Below are 19,991 nucleotides of genomic sequence, written 5' to 3' on the forward strand. Positions count from 1 at the left end.
GGGCCGACGTCCTGTTCGCCATGCTCCGCGACGGCACCTTCTACGACCCCCAACCCGCCCCAACCCCTTGACCAAAGTCATAGGGGCACCCCCCCACGGGAAAGGCTGCCCGGCGGACCCTCAGTGGCCGACGCGCGATCGGTGCACGATCAACGTACGTCGTACGCGCGAGCCACGAGCTGGGTGACGGAGTTGCCGTGTGCGTCCGTCAGTTCGGTTTTCAGGGTGACCTGTTTGCCGGTGGCACCGGCGTGGTCGACGGTGGCCGTCCAACTGCCGCCGGAGGAGGCCGTCTTGGCCTCGGTCCAGGTCTTGCCCGCGTCGTACGAGTAGGACAGCTTGGCCGACTTGAGCGCACCGGGGGTGTAGCCCGCGTGACCCGAGACGGAGAGGCCGATCTTCTGGCCGTCCTTCGCGGCGAGCGTCTTCAGGCCGTCCTCGGGGATCGCGTAGCCCGGGAAGAGGATCGGGATCGGGACGGAGTAGGTATGGGCATCCAGCTCGGAGGTGAACTTCCAGGTGGTGCTGACCGATTCGGAGCGCTTCCAGTCCTTGGCCGGTGCGGCGATCTTGGTGATGTCCTGGGTGAGTTCGTACGTACCCCGCTCCGCCGGGACGTCGAAGACGCCGGAGGGCCAGGCGCTCCGGCCGAGCGACACGCCGTCGCGCTTCAGCTCCAGCGAGCCGATGTCCCCGAAGCTGCCGGGGACCGCCGCGTGCTCACTGTCGCCCCACATGGCGTTGGCGAATCCGATGACGCCGCCCTGGCGTTCGGAGACCAGCAGCGGCTTGTTCTTGTCGTCGCGCGGTGCGGTCGGGACGATGACGCCGCCGTACCAGGTCTCGTTGGCCTTCTGGCCGGGGCGCAGCACCTGATGGGGAGAGACCATGTACTCGCCGAACGGGAAACTGCTGGCGACGGTGCGCCCCCAGGCCGATCCGTCGGCCGAGTACAGCTCGGTGCGGGTGCCGGGGACGGGCAGCAGATCGAAGAGCGAGGAGACGAAGAAGCGGGACCCGTTCGGGCGGATCGCGTCGACGGAGCCGACGTAGTCCCCTGCGACGCCCATTGCCCGGTGGGTGGTCTCCACCGCGGCCAGCTTCCGGTCCGAAGTGCGGTACTCCCGGGCCGACTTGAGCGGACCCTCTTCCTGGAAGGCGAGGTTGTAGACGTACGGGCTGCGGGCGGTGGCCTGCCCGTCGAGCGTGACCGCGCCGTCGGACAGCCGTGCCGACAGGTCCTTGGCCTCGACGGCCGGGACGGCGAGGACGGGGAGCACTCCGCTGCCGAAGCCGAAGGTCGGGTACCAGGTGCCGGTCGACGGGCGGTGCGCCAGGACGGCGACGGCGCCCTCGGCCTTGGCCGATGCCGCGACCGTACCCAAGTAGGTGTCGTCGTCGGGTACTTCGACCAGGGCGATGCGGCCCTTGACGCCCGCCGCCTTCAGCTCGTCGGGGGTGCCCCTGCCCGCGTCGACGAGTGCGGCGCTGCCCCTGCCGTCGAGGTTCACTGAGCCCAGTCCGCCCACGACGGCGTGCAGGGCGGGGCCGCCCTTGACCTTGAGGCTGCTCAGCAGCGGGGCGTGGAGCCGCCAGTAGCTGCCGAACTCGAAGTCGCCCTTGCTCGCGCGTCCTTGGATGTCGGCGTAGTAGCCGGCGACGCCGCGGCCCGCGCTGACGGTGCCGGAGTGCCGCCAGGTGTCCTTCCAGGAGCGGTCGAAGGCGAAGGTGGTGGTGCGCTGCTCGCCCGGGCGGTCCGTCTCGACGCTCAGCCGGTGTGCCTTGCGGGCGTCGAGGACGACCGTGGTGTCCTTCTTGACCTCCAGCTGCGGGTGGGCGAGGTAGCTCAGCGAGCCGACGCCCCGGCCTGCCAGGTCCTCGGTGTCGGGGGTGGCGACGAAGGAGGAGAGGAAGTACGAGCCGGGCCTGACCTCGTAACGCTGCTCCGCCTGACCGTCGTTGGCGCGGATCTCGCCGCTCTCGTCGTCGGTGCCGATGACGTCGAGGGTGCTGGGCCCTGTGGCGGGCTTGCCGGTGCGGTCGATGAGCTTGACCCTCAGGGTGACCGTCTCCGGCTGTACGTACAGGGAGAACGGCGTCGAGACGGTGACGCCGCCGCGGGCGGTGGCCAGGACGCGGCCGGTGACGTCGCCGTACTGGGCGCGCTCCAGGCGTGCGGCCGGGTCGAGGGTCAGCGGCACCTTGACGGTTTCACCGGCCGGGACGGTCACGCGGTTCTTGCCGAGCGCCGCGATCCGGGAGCGGACGGCCGAGCCGTCGTTGCCGGTGGGCTGCTGGACGGTGAGGTCCAGGGTGACCGGCTTGTCGGAGGTGTTCGTGTACGGCAGGTCGACGGTGGCGCGGTCGCTGCTGTGCTGCGGCCAGTTGAACGTACCGCCCTGGACTGCGGGTGCGCCGATGACCTGGGGGCTGAGCGCGGCCTTGACGTCGAGACGGCCGCCGCCGGTCTCCTTCACGTCTCCGGGGACGACCTTCGCGGAGGAGACCAGAGCCGCCTTGATCTGCTGGGCGGACCAGTCGGGGTGGGCCTGCTTGACGATCGCGGCGGCGCCCGCGACGTGCGGGGCGGCCATCGACGTACCGGACATGGCCTGGTACGCGTAGACGCCCCGGCCGCCCGCAGCGGCGGCGGAGATGGCGACGCCGGGGGCGGCGATCTCCGGCTTGAGGTGGTGGTTGACGATCGAAGGGCCGCGGCTGGAGAACCGGGCCGTGGAGTCGTCGCGGTCGACGGCGCCGACGGTGAGGACGCCGGGGGCGCAGCCGGGCGAGGAGACGGAGTTCGCACGCGGCCCGGCGTTCCCGGCGGCGACCACGAACAACGTGTCCCTGCTCTTCGCCAGCGTCTCGGCGGCGACGCTCAACGGGTCGGTGCAGTCTGTGGGTTCGGGGGTGCCGAGGCTCATGGAGACGACGTCGGCCTTCTGGTCGACGGCCCACTGCATACCCGCGATGATCCACGACTCGGCGCCGGAGCCGCCGTCGTTGAGGACCTTTCCGTTGAGGAGCTGGGTGCCGGGGGCGACGCCCTTCTTCTTCCCCTCACTGGCCGCACCGGATCCGCCCACGGTGGAGCCGGTGTGGGTGCCGTGCCCCTGGGCGTCGTTCGTCCCGGCGGAGTCGGTGAAGTTCCGGGCGGCGGCGATGCGGCCCTTGAGGTCGGGGTGCTCGGCGTCGGCGCCGGTGTCGAGGACGGCGACCTTGGTGCCCTTGCCGTCGAAGCCGGCGGCCCATGCGGACGGCGCGTCGACCTGCTTCGTCGACCGCTCCAGGGTGGCTTCGACCTTGCGGTCGAGCCACAGCTTCGAGAGGTCGGATCCGGCGCGCGAGCCGGTGCTGGTGACGTCCGCCCAGAAGTCGGCGGCCTTCGCCTTGTCCGCCTTGAGGGCGACACCGCCGACGGGCGCGAGGACCGGGCCCCGGGTGGCCGCGCGGGGCGTCGGCGGCAGGGAACGGGCGACGTTCACGGACTTGTCATAAACGGCGATCAGCGGCAGCGCCTTGGCGTGCGCGTCGTCGTACCCCTGCCGGACCAGGCCGGAGACGTTGAAGAGCTCCCGGTCGACGCGGCCCGAGGCGAGGGCGCCGGACGCGGACTCGGGGAAGACGTACAGGTCCTTGTCCCGGCCGGAGGTACGGGTCTGCAGGACGGGCACCGTGCCGTCGGGGCGGGGCAGCGCGGTGGCGGCCTCGGGACCCGAACTCCCTTGCAGGACCTGGATTTTGTCGCCGGTCACAAGGGTGACGACAAGGGTCTTGGCCGGCCCTTCACCCGCCTTCGCGCTGCCGGTGATCGGTCTCTTCCCGGCCGCCGGGTCCGTGGGCGCCGGGGCGGCCACGGACGGGGCGACCGCGGTGACGGCGAGGACGGCGGCGGTGGCCGCTCCCAGTGCCGTTCGCGATATAGGACGCATCATGCTCCCCAAGTCGGTCAATTCGGTCCAAGTCGGCCCGGTCCATGGGCTGATGACCGGTGGCGACAGGTTGGCAGAGGTGCGGGTGGTGCAGGGATGATGTGCCGAGGCGGGTTTGTGCCGTGGCTCATTCCCGCCAGCCGTGTGCTGCAGGAGACGCGTGCGGCGAGTGAGGCGCGGCGCGTGCGGGAGAGGTGAGTACTGAGGTGCTGAGTGCGATAGGGCTCGACGAGGCCCAGGAGTCGACGTACCGGATGCTGGTCGCGGTCGGTGCGGCCGAAATGTCCGACCTGGCGCACCGGTTGGGGGCCACGGAGACGGACACCGAGCGGGCCCTGCGCCGCCTGGAGCGGCAGGGCCTGGCCGCACAGTCCTCCTCGGGCACTCAGCGATGGGTGGCGGCACCCCCAGGTGTGGCACTGGGCGCGCTACTCACCCAGCAGCGGCACGAGCTGGAACAGGCGGAGCTGGCAGCGGTGCTGCTGGCGGAGGAGTACCGGGCGGAGGCGTCGGAGCCTTCGGTGCACGACCTGGTGGAGATCGTGACGGGGGCGAGCGCCGTGGCCCACCGGTTCGCACAGCTGCAGCTGGGAGCGGTGGAGGAGGTGTGCGCCCTGGTCACCGGGCACCCGGTCGCCGTCACCGGTCACGACAACGCGGCGGAGGAGCGGGCGACGGCGCGCGGGGTGACGTACAGGGTGGTCATCGAGCGGGAGGTACTCACACTGCCGCGGGGCGTGGTGGAGCTGACGGCGGCCCTCGGCCGGGACGAGAAGGTCCGGGTGGTCGACCGCGTCCCGACCAAGCTGGTCGTCGCCGACCGGGCGCTGGCGATGGTCCCGCTGACCGTCCGGGACGCGGAGCCTGCCGCGCTGGTGGTGCATGCGAGCGGGCTACTGGAGTCACTGATGGGCCTGTTCGAGGCCGTGTGGCGGGAGGCCAGGCCGGTACGGCTGAACTGGGCGGGCACCGGCACCGCCCTGGAGGTGGTGGCGGACTCCGGCCCTGACGGGATGGACCTGCAGATCCTGTCACTGCTGCTGGCGGGAATGACGGACGCGAGCGTGGCCAAGCAGTTGGAGGTGGGCCTGCGGACGGTGCAGCGGAGGGTGAAGGGGCTGATGGAGGTGGCGGGCGTCACGACGAGGCTGCAGCTGGGATGGCACGCGTACGAGAGGGGCTGGGTGGGACGCTAGCCCACCCACCTCGCCCGCCCCACCCACCCTTTCTGGCCCGTCCGGACACAGCCACCCCATCCGGCCCGTCCGGACGCACCCAGCCCGTCCGGCGTTTGAGGACGCGCGGCGCAGCCGGGCACCGGGCGCAGCCCGGAACCCCAGCCCCCACCGGCGCCGGCCGTACTTGCCTCCGCCCCGCGGCCGGCGGTTCAGGTGAAGGGGCGGGGAGGGGCATGGCCCGCCGCAGGCGCAGTCACACCCGCACGCACCAACGCACCCGCACCCGCACGCCCACCCGCACGTCCCCCGCCAAGCATCAGATGCCGTGTGGCGTACGAACGCCAAGGCCGCCACCCCTCCCCATCGAGCCCCCCAGGAAGCGCCACGTCCGGATCCCCGAGCGCCCGCATCCGCACCAGGGCGGCGGCGTGCGCGTCCAGCCCGGGAACGGCCGCCAGGGCCCGGGCCGCCTCCTCCCGGTCCGCCCCCGGATCCAGACGTACGGCGCCCTCGACGAGAGCCGCGGCAAGAGGCCCTGCGGCGGGGTCGCCGATGAGCGCGTCGGGCGCAGGGAAGAGACGGTCGAGGGTCCCGCAGGGCTCGGGGACGGGGTCCCCGTACGCCTCGACGAGCGCGGCGGCCCGGTCCCGGCCGACCCGGACACGTACCGCCAGCTCCTCCGGATCGGCCGCGCCCGGTGAACGCAGCCCGGGGCGGGCCTCTACCAGCGGGGCCAGCCGGGGATCGGCGCCGAGCCGCTCGTCGACCGCGTACGGGTCGGCGTCCAGGTCGAAGAGGCGGCGCAAACGGTGCACCGCGGTGGTGAGGTCACGGAGGTCGGAGAGGGTGAGCCGGGCCTCCAGCCAGCCGGGGCGGGGGGACTCGTCGACGGACGCGATCCCGGTGCCGTGCGGGAGGCGGAGGGTGCGGCGGTAGCTGCGCTCCCCCGGGGCACCCAGCACCTCCTCGATGCGGGGGACGGCCTCGTCGGCGAGGAGGTCGAAGACTTCGCGGGCGGCGTAGGGCCCGCGGTAGGCGAGGCGGAGGGGAATGCCGGCGGCGGGGCGGCCGGGGGCGGCAGAGGTCCCGGGCGCAAGCCGCGTCCCCGTCTCCGACCTCAGTTCGGTGGGAGTGCGTGCGTAGATCTGCCGCACCGTGTCGTTGAACTGACGGACGCTGGCGAAGCCGGAGGCAAAGGCGATTTCGGTGATGGGCAAGGAGGTCGTCTGGAGCAACAGCCTTGCGGTGTGGGCACGTTGGGCCCGGGCGAGAGCCACGGGCCCCGCGCCCAGTTCGGCGGTCAGTTGGCGCTGGACCTGGCGGGCGCTGTAGCCGAGCCGACCGGCCAGGCCGGGGACGCCCTCGCGGTCCACCACCCCGTCGCCGATCAGCCGCACCGCCCGGCCGACCGCGTCGGCGCGCACGTTCCACTCGGCGGAACCCGGCACCGCGTCCGGGCGGCAGCGCCGGCAGGCCCGGAAACCGTTGCCCTGGGCCGCTGCCGCCGTCGGGTAGAAGCGGACGTTGCGGCGCTTGGGAGTGACCGCGGGGCAGCTCGGACGGCAGTAGATGCCGGTGGTCTTCACCGCGAAGAAGAAGACCCCGTCGAAACGGGCATCACGGCTGCTCACAGCCTCGTACTGGGTTTCCTCACGAGTGTCCTCGCGAGCGTCCTCACGGGTGTCCTTCCGGGCATCCCCACAAGTGGTCCCACCGGTGCTCTCGGGCGCGGTCATGCCTCCAGTCTGCCCCTGCGACCGACCCCGGGCTCGCGGGATTCGGACATCGAGGCCGGTGCGCGGTTCATTCCTGTGCCCGGTGCGTGTACCAAGGGAGAGCGGGGGGCGTACGTGGCGGCGCACGTCCCCCGCCCCCCTCCACCCAGCCACTCCCCCAGCCCCAGCCACTCCCCCAGCCCCAACCCCAGCCGCCCCCTCTACCGAAGCCGCCCGCCCCGCTTGACCGCCCCGTTCGCCCGGCCCTCCGCACCCTTCTGCTTCCAGCCGCGCAGCATCTCCTGGCGCAGCCGCGCGTCGGTCTTGGCGACGATGCGCTGGTTCTCGCGCATCAGCTTGCGCCAGCTCTCCAGCCGTCGCTCGGCCAGCGAACCGTCCTCGATCGCCGCGAGTACGGCGCAGCCCGGCTCGGATCCGTGCCCGCAGTCGTGGAAGCGGCACTGTTCGGCCAACTCGGCGATCTCCGAGAAGACCTGGCCGACCCCGGCCTCGGAGTCCCACAGTCCGACGCCCCGCAGTCCCGGGGTGTCGATGAGCACTCCCCCGCCGGGCAGCGCGAGCAGATTGCGGGTCGTGGTGGTGTGCCGGCCCTTGCCGTCGACGTCGCGGGCGGCCTGCACCTCCATCACGTCGGCCCCCAGGAGGGTGTTGGCGAGGGTCGACTTCCCGGCGCCCGACACTCCGAGCAGCACACTGGTGCCGTCGGCGACGAGCGCCGCGAGGACGTCGAGCCCCTCGCCCGTCTGCGAGCTCACCGCCAGCACCTGGACGCCTGGGGCGGTCGTCTCGACGTCCTCGACGAGGTACGAGAGCCCGGTGGGGTCCGGCACGAGGTCGGCCTTGGTGAGAACGACGAGGGGCTGGGCCCCCGATTCCCAGGCCAGGGCCAGGAACCGCTCGATCCGGCCGAGGTCGAGCTCGACGGCGAGCGAGACCGCGATGATCGCGTGGTCGACGTTGGCCGCGAGGATCTGCCCCTCCGACCGCTGGGAGGAGGTGGAACGTACGAAAGCGGTACGGCGCGGCAGCAGCGACCGGATCAACTGGGGGTCACCGGCGGGCTCGACCGCCGCCCAGTCGCCGGTGCAGATGACCCGCAACGGGTCGTGCGGGGTGACCAGCGCGGTGTCGGCGCGGATCAGCCCGTCCGAGGTGAAGACGTCTGCCTGACCACGGTCGACCCGCACGACCCGACCGGGCAGCAGACCCTGCTCGGCGTACGGGGCGAAGTCGGCGGCGTATCCGTCGTCCCAGCCGTACGCGGTGAGGGAGTGCTGACCGGCAGGACCGGCAGAGGTGTCGGTAGAGGTGTGGAGCGAAGTGTGGGACAAGGGGAACCCTTCACAGGGTGGCCCCGGCGTCGCGCTCGATGCGCGGAAGTCAGGTGGTGATCAGCCGGAGGCCACAGGGGGTGGCAATGACGACGTGGGTGCGGGCAGAGCCCTGCGCGACGGCACTCATCGAAGGCCACCTCCTGATCTCTCGTACCTGCGTACGTACTCAACGGCTTGTGCTGTCGCAGCGTACGAGGCGGGGGCGCCGCAACGCCAACCCTTTTTCCCGCGGCGCCCCGTACCCGAGGGATTCAGCGGTGGGCGATGCTGTAGTTCCCGCTGCCCGCCTTGTCGTGGCTGCCGCCCGACGGGCAGACGCCGGAGGTAGCGTGGCCGCCGTAGGCGAGCCCCTGGCACTTGCGGCACCAGCGCCAGTTGTCCTGCTGGCCGGGCGCCACGCCCGCGGAGAACGGCAGGCTGTAGTTGCCGCTGCCGGTCTTGTCGTGTGTGCCACCGGAGGGGCAGACCGGGTTCGGGTTGCCGCCGAAGTGCAGCCCCTGGCACTTGCGGCACCAGCGCCAGTCGCGCTGCCAGCCGGGGGTGACTGCCATGTTGTGGGCGAGGACGTAGTTGCCGCTGCCCGCCTTGGTGTGCGGGCCGCCCGCCGGGCAGACCGGGTTCGCGTTGCCGCCGAAGAACATGCCCTCGCACTTGCTGCACCAGCGCCAGTCGGCCTGGTGCGGGTAGAGCGCGCGGGCGCCGTTGATGTCGTCCGGGGTGAGGCCGCGCTTGGTGGAGTTGGCGGAGACGGTCGGGAACATCACCGAGCCGGCGACGCCGGAGTGGCCGAGACCGATGATGTGGCCGATCTCGTGCAGGGCGACGGTCTCGACGTCGAAGCCGCCGGCGACCGCGCCGATGGTCCAGTGGTGTTCGGTGTCGTCGAAGTGGACGGGCTTGGGGAGGCCGTTGGTGACCACGGAGCAGCCGGGCGGGAAGTCCGCGTGGGCGAGGACGCCTCCGACCATGCTGTGGTCGGGGTCGTTCGCGGGCCGCCAGCCGACCCTGATGTCGGGCGCTGCCGCCGTGCCGACCTGGGTGAAAGTCAGCGGAACGACCGCGGACCAGCTGCGGAACGCATTGCGTACGGCGATGAATTCGTCGGCACAGTCCGCGGTTCCGACGTCGAGGGCGAAACTCAGGCTCCATTTCTTCCAGGAGCACTGGGTCGCGAAGTCGATTCCGTGGTCGAGGTCGGGCATCGCGCAGCGGGACTGCGTCATGGACCGCTGGGTGGAGTCGTCGAAGATCCCCGATTCCTGGATCCCGTTGAAGCCCTGGTACTTCTGGAGTGCGGTCGACGTCTGACCGTCGAGCTCTTCCGGCTGGTACGTCGCTTCTTCGAGGTATCCGAAACGCACCAGGAAATTCTGCACGAGTTCGAGACCGGGACTGCTCTCACCGGTTTTCGTCGGCTGGACGGCTGCGATTCCCGCGAAAGGCGCGGCTGATTCCTTGGCCATGGCTTCCCCCTATGGGTGCTGGCCTGTTGTTGCCGGGGTACGGCTCCCTGAATTCGGAAGTTACTCCGCCGGAGCGCGGGGTCACAGAGGCCGGGAGGAATGACGAGAAGAATTACGCCGCACCGGCCCCGCCGTCGCCTCGTACACCGGCCCCGTCACCGTCGCCTCGTGCACCAGCCCCGCCGCCGTCAGAGGTGCCGCGTGAGGACCTGTGCCACCGTGTCGAGCGCCGTGTGCAGTTCCAGGTGGTCGTGGGCTTCGAGGGTGGTGTCCAGGAGCGGGCTATCGGAGCTGAGGGTGGTGAATCCGGTCTCCTCCTCGGCTCCGAGGCGCACGGTGAGGGTGTCGCCGGACTGGAGGGTGAGGGTGACCGTCGCGGCGGTGGGCAGCGGCTGGAGGAAGGCGAGCTCGGCGTCGGTCCGCCGGGTCTGGGCGCCGAGCCGGCGCTGGGTGCTGCGCGATCCCCGGTAGAGGTGCGACTGGTACAGGGCGATCTGGAGCCGGTCGGAGAGCTCCTCGGCGGTCTCCTCGCGGTCGGCGTCCGGGAGCTCGTCGAGCAGCAGTGCGGCGATGGCGCGGTACGCGATGGCCAGCTGCCAGGTCACGGTGGTGAGCGGGCCGGGGTCGTGCGTGTCGTGGACCAGCGGGCCGAACGTCTCCTCGGCCAGCCGGGCCACCGCGCGCACGGCGTCGGCGGTGACCGCGTCCGGGCGGGGTGCGGGCGCCGCGTCCCGGTCCTGCCGGTCGACGCCGCGCTCCGCGAGGGCGGCGTACACGGTGTCCCGGTCGGTGCCCGCGACCGAGGCGAGCTCGGTGGGGTTGCGGGTGCCGGAGCGCCAGGCCGCTTCGATGAGTTCGGCGCGGTTCGCCTCGGTGCTCCCGCTGAGTGCGGTGAGCGCGCTCAGCCGGGCCGAATCCATGTCAGATGCGTTCATAACGGTCACCGTAGGGTGGATCCACCGCCGGGCCCGGCACCACCGCGCCGCACCGCGGCGCACCGCCCGCGTGGCGGGCGTGCGGCACGGCGTGCCGGGGCGCCCCCGGGCCGTCCCGAGTGTTCCCGGGGCCGCCCCGGTCTGCTCCGGGCTGCCCCGACCGCTCCCGGGGCCGCCCCGGGCTATTCGGCGCCCACCGCGTGCAGGAACGTGCGGAACTTCGCGGCGGTCTCCGCCGTCTCCGCCTCCGGCTCGGACGCGGCGACCACGCCCGCGCCCGCGTACAGCCGCAGCGTGCGCTCCTGGGCCTCGGCGCAGCGGATGGTGACGACCCATTCGCCGTCGCCGTCCGCGTTGCCCCAGCCGATCATGCCGGTGAAGAAACCGCGGTCGAACGGCTCGGTCTCCGCTATCACCTGACGTGCCGTCAGGGTGGGGGTGCCGCAGACGGCGGGCGTCGGGTGGAGCGCGGAGGCGAGTTCGAGCGCGGAGGCCGCGCTGTCCTCGTGGAGGGTGCCGGTGACCGTGGTGGAGAGGTGCCACATGGTGGCGGTACGGATCAGGGTCGGCTTGGCGGGCACGTCGAGCGCGCTGCAGAACGGCGCGAGCGCCCCGTGCACGGCGTCGACGACGACGGCGTGCTCGTGCAGGTCCTTGGCGGAGGCGAGCAGGGCGGCGGCCCTGCGGACGTCCTCGGCGAGGTCGTCGCTGCGCGGCGTGGACCCGGCGAGCGGGTTGGCGACGACCTTGTTGCCGCGCCGGGAGACGAGGAGTTCGGGGCTGGCACCGATGAGGTTGCTGTCCGGGCCCGTGGGCAGCGCGAACGTATAGCCGGACGGGTCGCGGCGGGCGAGGCGCTGGAGCATCACCGGCAGGTCGAGGGGTGCGTCTGCGGTGAGTTCGAGGGTGCGCGCGAGGACGACCTTGCTGAACTCGCCGCGCCACATGCGCTCCACGACGGCGGCGACCCCGGCCCCGTACACCTCGGGCGAGGGCACCGGGGTCATGTCCCACTCGGCCGCGGCGGGCAGGTCGGCCGGCAGCGTGATCAGTGGGTCGTTGGCGAGCGGCGGCCCGTCCTGGACGAATTCGGGTACGGCGAGGGCCGCGGGCGCGCTCTGGTCGAACGGCACGGCGCCGATGACGACGGGGTTGCCGTGCCCGTCGCGCCGGGCGGCGGCGAGGGTCTCGGCGACACGCTGCGCCAACGGGCTCTCGCCGTGCGGGACTTCCCGCGCGGGGCCGTCGGCCAGCAGGGTGCGGGTGGGCGTCGCGAGGAAGCGGGCCCCTTCGGTGTACGCGTCCAGCAGTCCGGTGGCCGCGCCGACGGCGGGGTGCGCCGCCTCGGCGGAGTGACCGCCGCGCGGGGTGGGGACAGCCGGGGCGGCTGTGGCGACTACGGGTGCCGTCGACACGGTGTCCACGGGGTCTCCAATGCTCGTGAGGGGGGTGCGGGCGGAGCGAGAGGCGGGCGGGGCGGTCAGCGGAGGGTCGCGCCGCCGTCGACGTAGATGTCCTGCATGGTGATGTGGCGTGCACGGTCGGACGCGAGGAAGAGGACCGCGTCCGCGATGTCTTCGGGCCGGGCGATGCGGCCGAGCGGTATCCCGGTCTTGTACGAGGCCAAGTCGCCCTCGATCACGCCTCGTTCGGCATCCGGATTGCCCTCCCACATGCCGCGCTGCATGGGGGTGTCGGTGGATCCCGGGGCGACGACGTTGCAGCGGACACCGCTGCGGGCGACCTCCAGGCCGAGACACTTGGTGAACATGGCGGCGGCTGCCTTCGAGGCGGCGTACGCGGCCATGCCCGTGCGCGGGATGCCGGCCGCGTTGGAGGCGACGGTGACGATGCAGCCTTTTCGGCGTTCCTTCATCCGGCCGGCCGCGGCACGGGAGGTGTGGAAGACGCCGGTGGTGTTGACGGCGAAGGTGTCGGCCCAGTCCTGGTCGGTGAGCTCGGTGGCCGGGGCGGTGCGCAGGATTCCGGCGACGTTCACCAGCAGGTCCAGCGGGCCGAGTTCGGACTCGACACGGGCGATCGTCTCGTTCACGGCGGAGCCGTCGGTGACGTCGAGGGGGTAGGCGAAGGCCGTTCCCGCGCCCTCGTCCTCACCGGGGGCCTTGGCGAGGTCCTTGGCGAGGGCCTCGATGCCGCCGCTCGCCCGGTCGGTGGCGGCGACGGTCGCACCCCGGGCCACCAGTGCGCGTACGACCGCCTCGCCGATGCCCTGGCCCGCACCGGTGACGAGTGCGACCCGGCCGGCGAATTCGCCGGTGTGGCGGGGCGTTCCGGACGGTGTACGCGACGGTATGTGCTCAGGCATGCAAGACCCTCCCTCGACTTCTTAGGTGAGCCTAACCTAATGCATGTCGAAGATCGAGAGGGCCCCCGGCCCCCCTCATTCCCGCCCCTCGCCTCCCCCCTTGCCGTTCCGGCAACAACCTTTGCCCCCGCGCCGGCCACCCGCGGATGCTGTCCGCATGACAGAGACAACGGGCACCACCCACAGCGCCGACCACACTGCCGTCGACCACACTGCTGTCGCCGCCTCGGACGCGGAGTTCTGGGACAACCGGTACTCCGAGAGCAACCGCATCTGGAGCGGCAACCCCAACTCCGTACTGGTCCGCGAGGTCACCGGCCTCACCCCCGGCCGGGCACTCGACCTCGGCTGCGGCGAGGGCGCCGACACCGTCTGGCTGGCGCGCCAGGGCTGGCAGGTCACCGCCACGGACATCTCCCGGGTCGCACTCGGCCGCGCGGCGGAGCACGCCGCCGAGGCGGGGGTCGCCGAGCGCGTCGACCACCAGTGGCACCGGCTCGGCGACTCGTTCCCGGCAGGCACCTTCGACCTGGTCTCGTCCCAGTTCCTGCACTCCGAGGGCGGCCTGCCGCGCAAGGAGATCCTGCGGACGGCCGCCGCCGCGGTCGCCCCCGGCGGGACGCTGCTGATCGTCGGGCACGCCGGATGGGCGTCCTGGCAACAGGAGGAGCCGCCGCTCGCCGACGTCCACTTCGACACCCCGGACGAGCTGGTGGCCGCCCTCGAACTGGACGGCGAGGGATGGGAGTTGCTGATCGCCGCCGAGCACGAGCGGATCCAGAACGCCCCGGACGGCACTCCCGGGACCCGCACCGACAACACGGTGATGGCGCGCCGCCTGCCGTGAGCACCCCGGCTCCATTACCCGGCACACCGGCCGGCGTCAACCTGGAGCCGGTACCGCGCGCCCCCGGCGGCGTACATGAGCAAAGCTGGCTCCATGGAAATGCTGCCGCACGGTTACACCAACCACACCACCCATCACGCCGGCGTCGTCACCAAGACGTACAAGGGCCGGGACGCCCAGCGCAGGATGTCGCGGGAGGCCGCCGCCCTGGGCGGACTTGAGACATGGGGCGCGCTCCTGCCCGTGCCCCAGTTGATCGGCTGCACGGGCGAGAGCCTGAGCATGACCTTCCTGGGAGGCCTGCACGGCCAGGACATGATCGAGGCGGGATGGGCCGAGGAGGTACTGGCCGCCTGCGGCGGGGCGCTGCGGGCGGTGCACTCGCTGGACGTCACCGAGGTGTTCCCCCGGGCCAGGAGCGGTTCGGTGATCGTGCACGGGGACTTCGGGCCGAACAACATGCTGCTCACCGACGACGCCTCCCGGGTCACCGCACTGCTCGACTGGGAGTGGTCGCACGCGGGCGATCCCGTGGAGGACCTGGCGTGGTGCGAGTGGATCGTCCGTACGTACCACCCCGAACACCTCCCCGCGCTGGAGGGGTTCTTCGATGCCTACGGACACCGGCCCGACTGGCGGTCGCGGCACCGGGCGATGACCGACCGGTGCCGCGAGCTCGTCGACTTCCAGCCGCACCGGGTGGGGCTGCTGATCGCGACGGAGGGCTGGACGGAGTGAGATCCGCCGGGCGGGAGGCCGGAGCGAGAACCGGCAGGGAAGCGTGGCGCCCCCGTCAATTGCCCATCGCTGCAAGCACCTTGGCCTCTTCCTCCGGGTCGAGACCCACCACCGGACGGTCGCTGCGCTGCGGGGCGACCCCGCCCAGCGTGTTCAGCCACGCCCAGGTGTCCGCCACCGTTTCCGCCACCGGACGACAACTCAGGCCCGTCGCCAGGGCCTTGGAGACATCGGCGCGGTGGATCGCGTCGTGGTCCTCGCCCGGCGGGACCCACACCGGAAGCTGCAGCCAGGGATCGATGCCGTGCGAGAGGATCACCTCCGGCTGTGCCCACCGCAGTTCGGCGGTCGTCGATCCGGCCACCCGTACGCAGGACTCCAGCAGTTCCCCCATGGTGGTGTGCCCCTCCGGGGAGATCAGGTGGTACGCACCGGACAGGCCCGCCTCCACCGCGTCGAGCATCCACGCCGCCATGTCGCGTGCGTCGATGTACTGGAGGGGCAGGTCGTGCGGCCCCGGGGCCAGGACGGGGCCGCCGCGGGCGACGCGGTTCAGCCACCAGGGGAGGCGGCCGATGTTCTCGCCGGGGCCGAGGATCAGGCCCGCCCTGGCCAGTACCGTACGGTCCGCGCCGAAGGCCGCCACCGCGGCCAGCTCACCGGCGCGCTTGACGTGCGCATAGCCCTCTTCGCCCGGCTCGACGACGGGGCCGTCCTCCGTCTGATGGGCCGGGGCGGGGCTGACGTACACCGACCGGGAGGACACGTAGACGTACCGTCCGGCGTGGTCGGCCAGCAGATCGGCCGCCTGCTGCACGGCGCGGGGGTGGCCCGACCAGGTGTCGAGCACCGCGTCCCAGGCCGCCCCGTCGCGTACGGCGTCGGCGAGCGCGGACAGGTCGCCGAGGCGGTCGCCGTGCAGGGCGGTGACGCCGGGCGGCGGGGCGTGGTTGCCCCGGTGGAAGACGGTCACGTCCCAGCCGCGGGCGACGGCGTCCTCGGTGACCGCTCGTCCGACGAACTCCGTACCGCCGAGTATCAGTAGTTTCATGGAGCCGATCATGCCCGAGGGCGCGCCCCAAGTCCCGGCCCGTTTCTGCGCCCTGGGCAGAAGCGGGCGGGGCCGACCGCACCGGGTGACCGTGCGGGACCCTGCGCACCGGGTGACCGCCCCGGACCGTGCGCTCCGGGTGGCTGTCCGGGGCCGTGCGCTCCGGCTTCGTAGCACGGCACCCCCCGGGAGGCCCGGCCGCACGAGCGCGGTCCGCAGCCCTCAGCCCACAGCCCGCAGCCCTCAGCCCTCACGATCTGCCCCACCGTCCGCCCCACGGACCACCGCACGGGCCCCGCCGTGAGACGTCCGTTTTCTTCAAGATCCCGGCGGACCGGCCGGGCTACGTTTCCCCCATGACTCCTCGACCGACTCCTCGCCTCGACGCCCTCGGCATCGTCACCGCCGACATGGCCGCCTCCCTCGACTTCTACCGCCGCCTCGGCGTCCCGCTCCCCGCCGACGCCGCCTCCCAGCCGCACGTCGAAGCCGTCCTCCCGAACGGCCTGCGCCTCCTCTGGGACACGGAGGAGATGATGAGCTCCTTCGACCCAAACCGGCAGAAGCCCCAGGGCGGCGACCGGCTCGGCCTCGCGTTCCTCTGCGACAGCGCCGCCGACGTGGACGCCACGTACGACGAACTGGTCTCCGCCGGATACACCGGCCACCTCAAGCCGTGGGACGCGGTGTGGGGCCAGCGCTACGCCGTCGTGCTCGACCCGGACGGCTGCGGGGTGTCCCTCTTCGCCGCCAACGACGCGTAGGCGCTCAGCGTCGTCCCGGCCAGCTCCCTCGTCTCGCGGGCCAGGTGCGCCTGGTCCGCACAGCCGGACGCGTACGCCGCCCGTGCGAACGGCACTCCGTCCCGTACGAGCGCCAGGGCACGCTGCAGCCGCAGCACCCGGGCCAGCGTCTTGGGCCCGTAGCCGAAGGCGTCGAGGGAGCGCCGGCGCAGTTGCCGCGCCCCGAGCCCGACGGCCTCGGCGGTCCCCGCGACCGTGCGCCCCGCGCCGAGACCTGCGGCGACCGCGCGCATCAGCGGGTCGGGCGGCCCGGTGTCGGCGGCCCGGCGCAGCGCCAGCTCCTCCAGGGCGAGGGCTTGGTCGGGAGCCTCCGTGATCCGCTCCGCCAGCTCTCGTACGCCCGGCCACAGATCGGCCAGCGGCACCCGCCGGTCCCGCAGCTCGTGCGCCGGTACGCCGAGGAACACGGCCCCCGTCCCGGGCGCGAACCGGACCCCCGCGAACCGGCTGCCGGGGCTGCCCGAGGCGTCGTGGGCGCGGGTGTCGGGACCCGCCACGACCAGCTGCCCGTCGATCCACAGCAGGTCCATGCAGCCGTCGGGCAGTACGGGGTAGGACGGCACGGGATCCTCCGGGGCCGGGGCCGGGGCCGGGGCCGGAGCCGGAGCCGGGGCCGGGGCCGGAGCCACGTCCCGCCGCCAGACGACCGCGCCGTCCAGCCGCGAGGGCCGTTCCTGATATCTGCCGGGCATGCTCCCAGGCTAAAGGGGCGCGGCACCGAACACGGCGGACTAGTCCTTCTCGTTCTCCGCCCCCGTCCCCTCCCCCGCTCCCGTCCCCGGCTCCTTCTCCCGCCCCGCGTGCAACCGCGCCCTCACGTCGTCCGGCGGCAGGAACCTCGACCACCGCTCCGGGAACTCCGACGGCATGTCCGGGTTCGCGCCCGTCCACTCCCCCTCGCCGTCGTCCTCCTCGTCGGTGTCCCACGCGGCGCTCCGGTCCAGTTCCGCCGCCCTCGCGCGTGCTATCACCGCTGCCGCCTGCTCGGTCCGCAGCCGGTCGCTGTCGGCGCGGGCGGCGGCGGTCGCGACGGACGGCCAGACGCGGTCGATGGCGGCGTTCACCGCGGCGCCCACCAGCACCGCGAAGGCCGAGACGCCGATCCACAGCAGTACGGCGATGGGCGCGGCCAGGGAGCCGTAGATCGTGCCGCCCTCGACGGTGCTCGTGACGTAGATCCGCAGCAGGAAACTGCCCAGCACCCACATGCCCAGCGCGATCAGCGCGCCCGGCACGTCCTCCACCCACGGGGAGCGCACCGGCACGGACACGTGGTAGAGCGTCGTCAGGAAGACCACCGACAGCACTATCACCACCGGCCAGTACAGGACGCTGATGACCTCCGTGCCGAACGGCACCAGCGCCACCACCCGGTCGGGACCCACCACCATCAGCGGCAGCACCACCGCGCCGATCAGGAGTGCCACCACGTACAGCAGGAAGGCCAGCAGCCGGGTCTTGACGATGCCGCGGTGGCCGTCGAGTCCGTACATCACGGTGATGGTGTCGATGAAGACGTTCACCGCGCGCGAGCCGGACCACAGGGCGATGGCGAAGCCTATGGAGATGACGTCGGGGCGGCCCTCCCTGGTCACGTCCTCCAGGAGCGGCTTCGCGAACTCGTTGACGCCCCGGTCGGAGAGGACGGCCTGCGAGGCGTTGAGGATGTTCTCCTCGATGGACTTGACCGTCTCGGTCGCCGTCCAGTCGTCGATGTAGCCGAGCAGGCCGATCAGGCCCAGGAGCAGGGGCGGCAGGGAGAGCAGGGTGAAGAACGCGGCCTCCGCTGCGAGTCCGAGGATGCGGTACTCGATGCAGGAGTTGACGGTGTCCTTGAGCAGCAGCCAGACCAGCTTGCGCTTGGATACGTTGCGGTAGAGGACCCGGGCCCGGTGGAGCCGATTTTCCCGCGGTTTCTCCCTGCGGTGTTTCCGCGGCCGTCCGGGTGTTTCTTTTGCTGCCTGCACCTCCTTACCGTATCCGCATGGCAGCCACCACCCACACAGTGACCAACCAGGCCCCGCCCCTGGTCGAGTACGACGTGTTCGGCGCGGACGAAGCCCTCACCGAGGCCGTGACCCGGCACACCGACCCGGCCCTCCTGGACGTCGTACAGGAGGAATTGACGGTGCTCGGACGGGCCGCCGGGTCCGCACAGGTACAGGAGTGGGGTGTGCAGGCGAACGAGAATCCGCCGAAGCTGCGCACCCACGACCGGTACGGGAACCGCATCGACGAGGTCGAGTTCCATCCGTCCTGGCACCGGCTGCTCGGCCGCGCCGTCTCGTCCGGGCTGACCAACGCCTGGGGCCGGCCGGGCGGGCACGTGCGACGGGCCGCCGGGTTCCTGGTGTGGACACAGGCGGAGGGCGGTCACGGCTGCCCGGTGTCGATGACGCACGCGGCCGTTCTGGCCCTGCGCGCAGATCCGTCGCTCGCCGCCGTCTGGGAGCCGCGGCTCACTTCACCGGTGTACGGGCAGGAGCTGCTGCCCGCGGCGCAGAAGCGGGGCGCGCTGTTCGGCATGGGCATGACGGAGAAACAGGGCGGCAGCGACGTACGGGCCAATACGACCGAGGCCGTGCCGATCGACGGCGGCCGGGCCGGTGAGTACTCGCTCACCGGGCACAAGTGGTTCTGTTCGGCGCCGATGTGCGACGGCTTCCTGGTGCTCGCCCAGGCGCCGGGCGGACTGAGCTGCTTCCTCGTACCGCGGGTGCTGGAGGACGGGACGCGCAACACCTTCCGCATCCAGCGGCTGAAGGACAAGCTCGGCAACCGGTCGAACGCCTCCAGCGAGGTCGAGTTCGAGGGGACCCGGGGCCGGCTGGTCGGCGAGGAGGGGCGCGGGGTGCGCACCATCATCGGGATGGTGGCGGCGACCCGCCTCGACTGCGTGATCGGTTCGGCGGCGCTGATGCGCCAGTCGGTCGCGCAGGCCACGCACCACGCCGCGCACCGGAAGGCGTTCGGCGGCGAGCTGATCGACAAGCCGCTGATGCGCAACGTGCTGGCCGACCTGGCGCTGGAGTCCGAAGCCGCGACCACTCTCGCGCTGCGGCTGGCCGCCGCGTACGACAGTGACACCGAGCAGGACAGAGCGCTGCTGCGCCTCGCGGTCCCGGCGGCCAAGTACTGGGTGACGAAGCGGTGCACCCCGGTCGCCGCCGAGGCCCTGGAGTGCCTGGGCGGCAACGGCTACGTCGAGGAGTCCGGCATGCCGCGGCTGCTGCGCGAGTCCCCGCTCAACTCGATCTGGGAGGGCTCGGGCAACGTCCAGGCCCTGGACGTGCTGCGGGCGCTCCAGCGCGAGCCGATGGCACTGAACGCCTTCCTCACCGAGGTCGGACAGGCACGCGGCGCCGACCACCGCCTGGACGGTGCGATCAAGGACCTGCTGACGGACCTGGCCGACCTGGACGGCGTCGAGGGCCGTGCCCGGCGCCTGGTCGAGCGGATGGCCCTCGTCCTCCAGGGGTCGCTGCTGGTGCGGTGGGCGCCGCCGGAGGTGTCGGACGCGTTCTGCGCATCGCGGCTCGGCGGGGACTGGGGATCGGCCTTCGGCACGCTGCCGAACAGCCTGGACCTGGGGGCGGTGGTGGAGCGGGCGCGGGCGGAGGTCTAGCCCCCGCTTCTGTCCGGTGC

Annotated in this window: 15 protein-coding genes; 5 read left to right on the plus strand and 10 right to left on the minus strand. The window is 72.3% G+C overall.

Translation table 11 applies throughout. The features are described 5' to 3' along the window. Positions 1-149 precede the first annotated feature (149 nt). Positions 150-3,935 carry a S8 family serine peptidase gene (locus ACWGIG_RS14305; protein ID WP_453321870.1) on the minus strand — a complete coding sequence of 1,262 codons (3,786 nt, stop codon included), beginning with the start codon at positions 3,933-3,935 and terminating at the stop codon, positions 150-152. Between the two features lie 206 nt (positions 3,936-4,141). On the opposite strand from ACWGIG_RS14305, the gene ACWGIG_RS14310 reads away from it, so the two are divergent. Then, positions 4,142-5,131 carry a helix-turn-helix domain-containing protein gene (locus ACWGIG_RS14310; protein ID WP_453321897.1) on the plus strand — a complete coding sequence of 330 codons (990 nt, stop codon included), beginning with the start codon at positions 4,142-4,144 and terminating at the stop codon, positions 5,129-5,131. 191 nt (positions 5,132-5,322) lie between these two features. Here the strand turns inward: ACWGIG_RS14310 and ACWGIG_RS14315 are convergent, their stop codons facing one another. From ACWGIG_RS14315 to ACWGIG_RS14340, 6 genes are all read right to left on the minus strand, one after another. Continuing rightward, positions 5,323-6,849, minus strand: coding sequence for a bifunctional transcriptional activator/DNA repair enzyme AdaA (locus ACWGIG_RS14315; protein ID WP_453321871.1), 1,527 nt, complete (start codon positions 6,847-6,849; stop codon positions 5,323-5,325). Between the two features lie 200 nt (positions 6,850-7,049). Beyond that, positions 7,050-8,180: a ribosome small subunit-dependent GTPase A gene (gene rsgA / locus ACWGIG_RS14320; RefSeq protein WP_453321872.1), complete on the minus strand. Its 1,131-nt coding sequence runs from the start codon at positions 8,178-8,180 to the stop codon at positions 7,050-7,052. A 254-nt stretch (positions 8,181-8,434) separates the two neighbouring features. After that, the gene (locus ACWGIG_RS14325; protein ID WP_453321873.1) at positions 8,435-9,646 is read right to left on the minus strand and encodes a matrixin family metalloprotease; all 1,212 of its coding nucleotides are present in this window, start codon (positions 9,644-9,646) and stop codon (positions 8,435-8,437) included. A gap of 188 nt (positions 9,647-9,834) precedes the next feature. Next, positions 9,835-10,581, minus strand: a complete 747-nt coding sequence (locus tag ACWGIG_RS14330) for a hypothetical protein (protein WP_453321874.1) — start codon at positions 10,579-10,581, stop codon at positions 9,835-9,837. A gap of 182 nt (positions 10,582-10,763) precedes the next feature. Further along, on the minus strand, positions 10,764-11,996 hold the full coding sequence (gene dhbC, locus ACWGIG_RS14335; protein WP_453321898.1) for an isochorismate synthase DhbC: 1,233 nt from the start codon (positions 11,994-11,996) through the stop codon (positions 10,764-10,766). Between the two features lie 65 nt (positions 11,997-12,061). Then, complete coding sequence (locus tag ACWGIG_RS14340; protein WP_453321875.1) at positions 12,062-12,907, minus strand: 2,3-dihydro-2,3-dihydroxybenzoate dehydrogenase; 846 nt, start codon at positions 12,905-12,907, stop codon at positions 12,062-12,064. A gap of 157 nt (positions 12,908-13,064) precedes the next feature. Here ACWGIG_RS14340 and ACWGIG_RS14345 point away from each other — a divergent pair, with 157 nt between their 5' ends. Both ACWGIG_RS14345 and ACWGIG_RS14350 read left to right on the plus strand, forming a co-directional pair. After that, a complete protein-coding gene (locus tag ACWGIG_RS14345; RefSeq protein ID WP_453321876.1) occupies positions 13,065-13,754 on the plus strand; it encodes an SAM-dependent methyltransferase in 690 nt (229 codons plus the stop codon). 93 nt (positions 13,755-13,847) lie between these two features. Beyond that, a complete protein-coding gene (locus tag ACWGIG_RS14350) occupies positions 13,848-14,492 on the plus strand; it encodes a phosphotransferase family protein (RefSeq protein WP_453321877.1) in 645 nt (214 codons plus the stop codon). Between the two features lie 55 nt (positions 14,493-14,547). Here ACWGIG_RS14350 and ACWGIG_RS14355 read toward each other — a convergent pair whose 3' ends face one another. After that, a complete protein-coding gene (locus tag ACWGIG_RS14355; protein WP_453321878.1) occupies positions 14,548-15,543 on the minus strand; it encodes an NAD-dependent epimerase/dehydratase family protein in 996 nt (331 codons plus the stop codon). A gap of 356 nt (positions 15,544-15,899) precedes the next feature. Between ACWGIG_RS14355 and ACWGIG_RS14360 the strand changes: the two genes are divergently transcribed. Continuing rightward, positions 15,900-16,307: a VOC family protein gene (locus ACWGIG_RS14360; RefSeq protein ID WP_453321879.1), complete on the plus strand. Its 408-nt coding sequence runs from the start codon at positions 15,900-15,902 to the stop codon at positions 16,305-16,307. Here ACWGIG_RS14360 and ACWGIG_RS14365 read toward each other — a convergent pair. Together ACWGIG_RS14365 and ACWGIG_RS14370 are read right to left on the minus strand one after the other, a co-directional pair. Further along, positions 16,244-17,038, minus strand: coding sequence for a helix-turn-helix domain-containing protein (locus tag ACWGIG_RS14365; protein ID WP_453321880.1), 795 nt, complete (start codon positions 17,036-17,038; stop codon positions 16,244-16,246). The two genes, ACWGIG_RS14360 and ACWGIG_RS14365, sit on opposite strands and share 64 nt — an antisense overlap. Before the next feature lie 39 nt (positions 17,039-17,077). Next, on the minus strand, positions 17,078-18,313 hold the full coding sequence (locus tag ACWGIG_RS14370; RefSeq protein ID WP_453321881.1) for a YihY/virulence factor BrkB family protein: 1,236 nt from the start codon (positions 18,311-18,313) through the stop codon (positions 17,078-17,080). Between the two features lie 17 nt (positions 18,314-18,330). Here ACWGIG_RS14370 and ACWGIG_RS14375 point away from each other — a divergent pair, with 17 nt between their 5' ends. Then, on the plus strand, positions 18,331-19,971 hold the full coding sequence (locus tag ACWGIG_RS14375; protein ID WP_453321882.1) for an acyl-CoA dehydrogenase family protein: 1,641 nt from the start codon (positions 18,331-18,333) through the stop codon (positions 19,969-19,971). The last annotated feature ends 20 nt before the right edge of the window (positions 19,972-19,991 follow it).

It is taken from the genome of Streptomyces sp. NPDC054863 (assembly GCF_053610825.1).

What these genes read in the sequence shown, in the direction of transcription:
- ACWGIG_RS14365 (WP_453321880.1), bottom strand. Translation starts at nt 17,038, where the DNA reads ATGCCCGGCAGATATCAGGAACGGCCCTCGCGGCTGGACGGCGCGGTC.
- ACWGIG_RS14350 (WP_453321877.1), top strand. Translation starts at nt 13,848, where the DNA reads ATGGAAATGCTGCCGCACGGTTACACCAACCACACCACCCATCACGCC.
- ACWGIG_RS14315 (WP_453321871.1), bottom strand. Translation starts at nt 6,849, where the DNA reads ATGACCGCGCCCGAGAGCACCGGTGGGACCACTTGTGGGGATGCCCGG.
- ACWGIG_RS14305 (WP_453321870.1), bottom strand. Translation starts at nt 3,935, where the DNA reads ATGCGTCCTATATCGCGAACGGCACTGGGAGCGGCCACCGCCGCCGTC.
- ACWGIG_RS14340 (WP_453321875.1), bottom strand. Translation starts at nt 12,907, where the DNA reads ATGCCTGAGCACATACCGTCGCGTACACCGTCCGGAACGCCCCGCCAC.
- ACWGIG_RS14355 (WP_453321878.1), bottom strand. Translation starts at nt 15,543, where the DNA reads ATGAAACTACTGATACTCGGCGGTACGGAGTTCGTCGGACGAGCGGTC.
- ACWGIG_RS14375 (WP_453321882.1), top strand. Translation starts at nt 18,331, where the DNA reads ATGGCAGCCACCACCCACACAGTGACCAACCAGGCCCCGCCCCTGGTC.
- ACWGIG_RS14325 (WP_453321873.1), bottom strand. Translation starts at nt 9,646, where the DNA reads ATGGCCAAGGAATCAGCCGCGCCTTTCGCGGGAATCGCAGCCGTCCAG.
- ACWGIG_RS14360 (WP_453321879.1), top strand. Translation starts at nt 15,900, where the DNA reads ATGACTCCTCGACCGACTCCTCGCCTCGACGCCCTCGGCATCGTCACC.
- ACWGIG_RS14345 (WP_453321876.1), top strand. Translation starts at nt 13,065, where the DNA reads ATGACAGAGACAACGGGCACCACCCACAGCGCCGACCACACTGCCGTC.
- ACWGIG_RS14330 (WP_453321874.1), bottom strand. Translation starts at nt 10,581, where the DNA reads ATGAACGCATCTGACATGGATTCGGCCCGGCTGAGCGCGCTCACCGCA.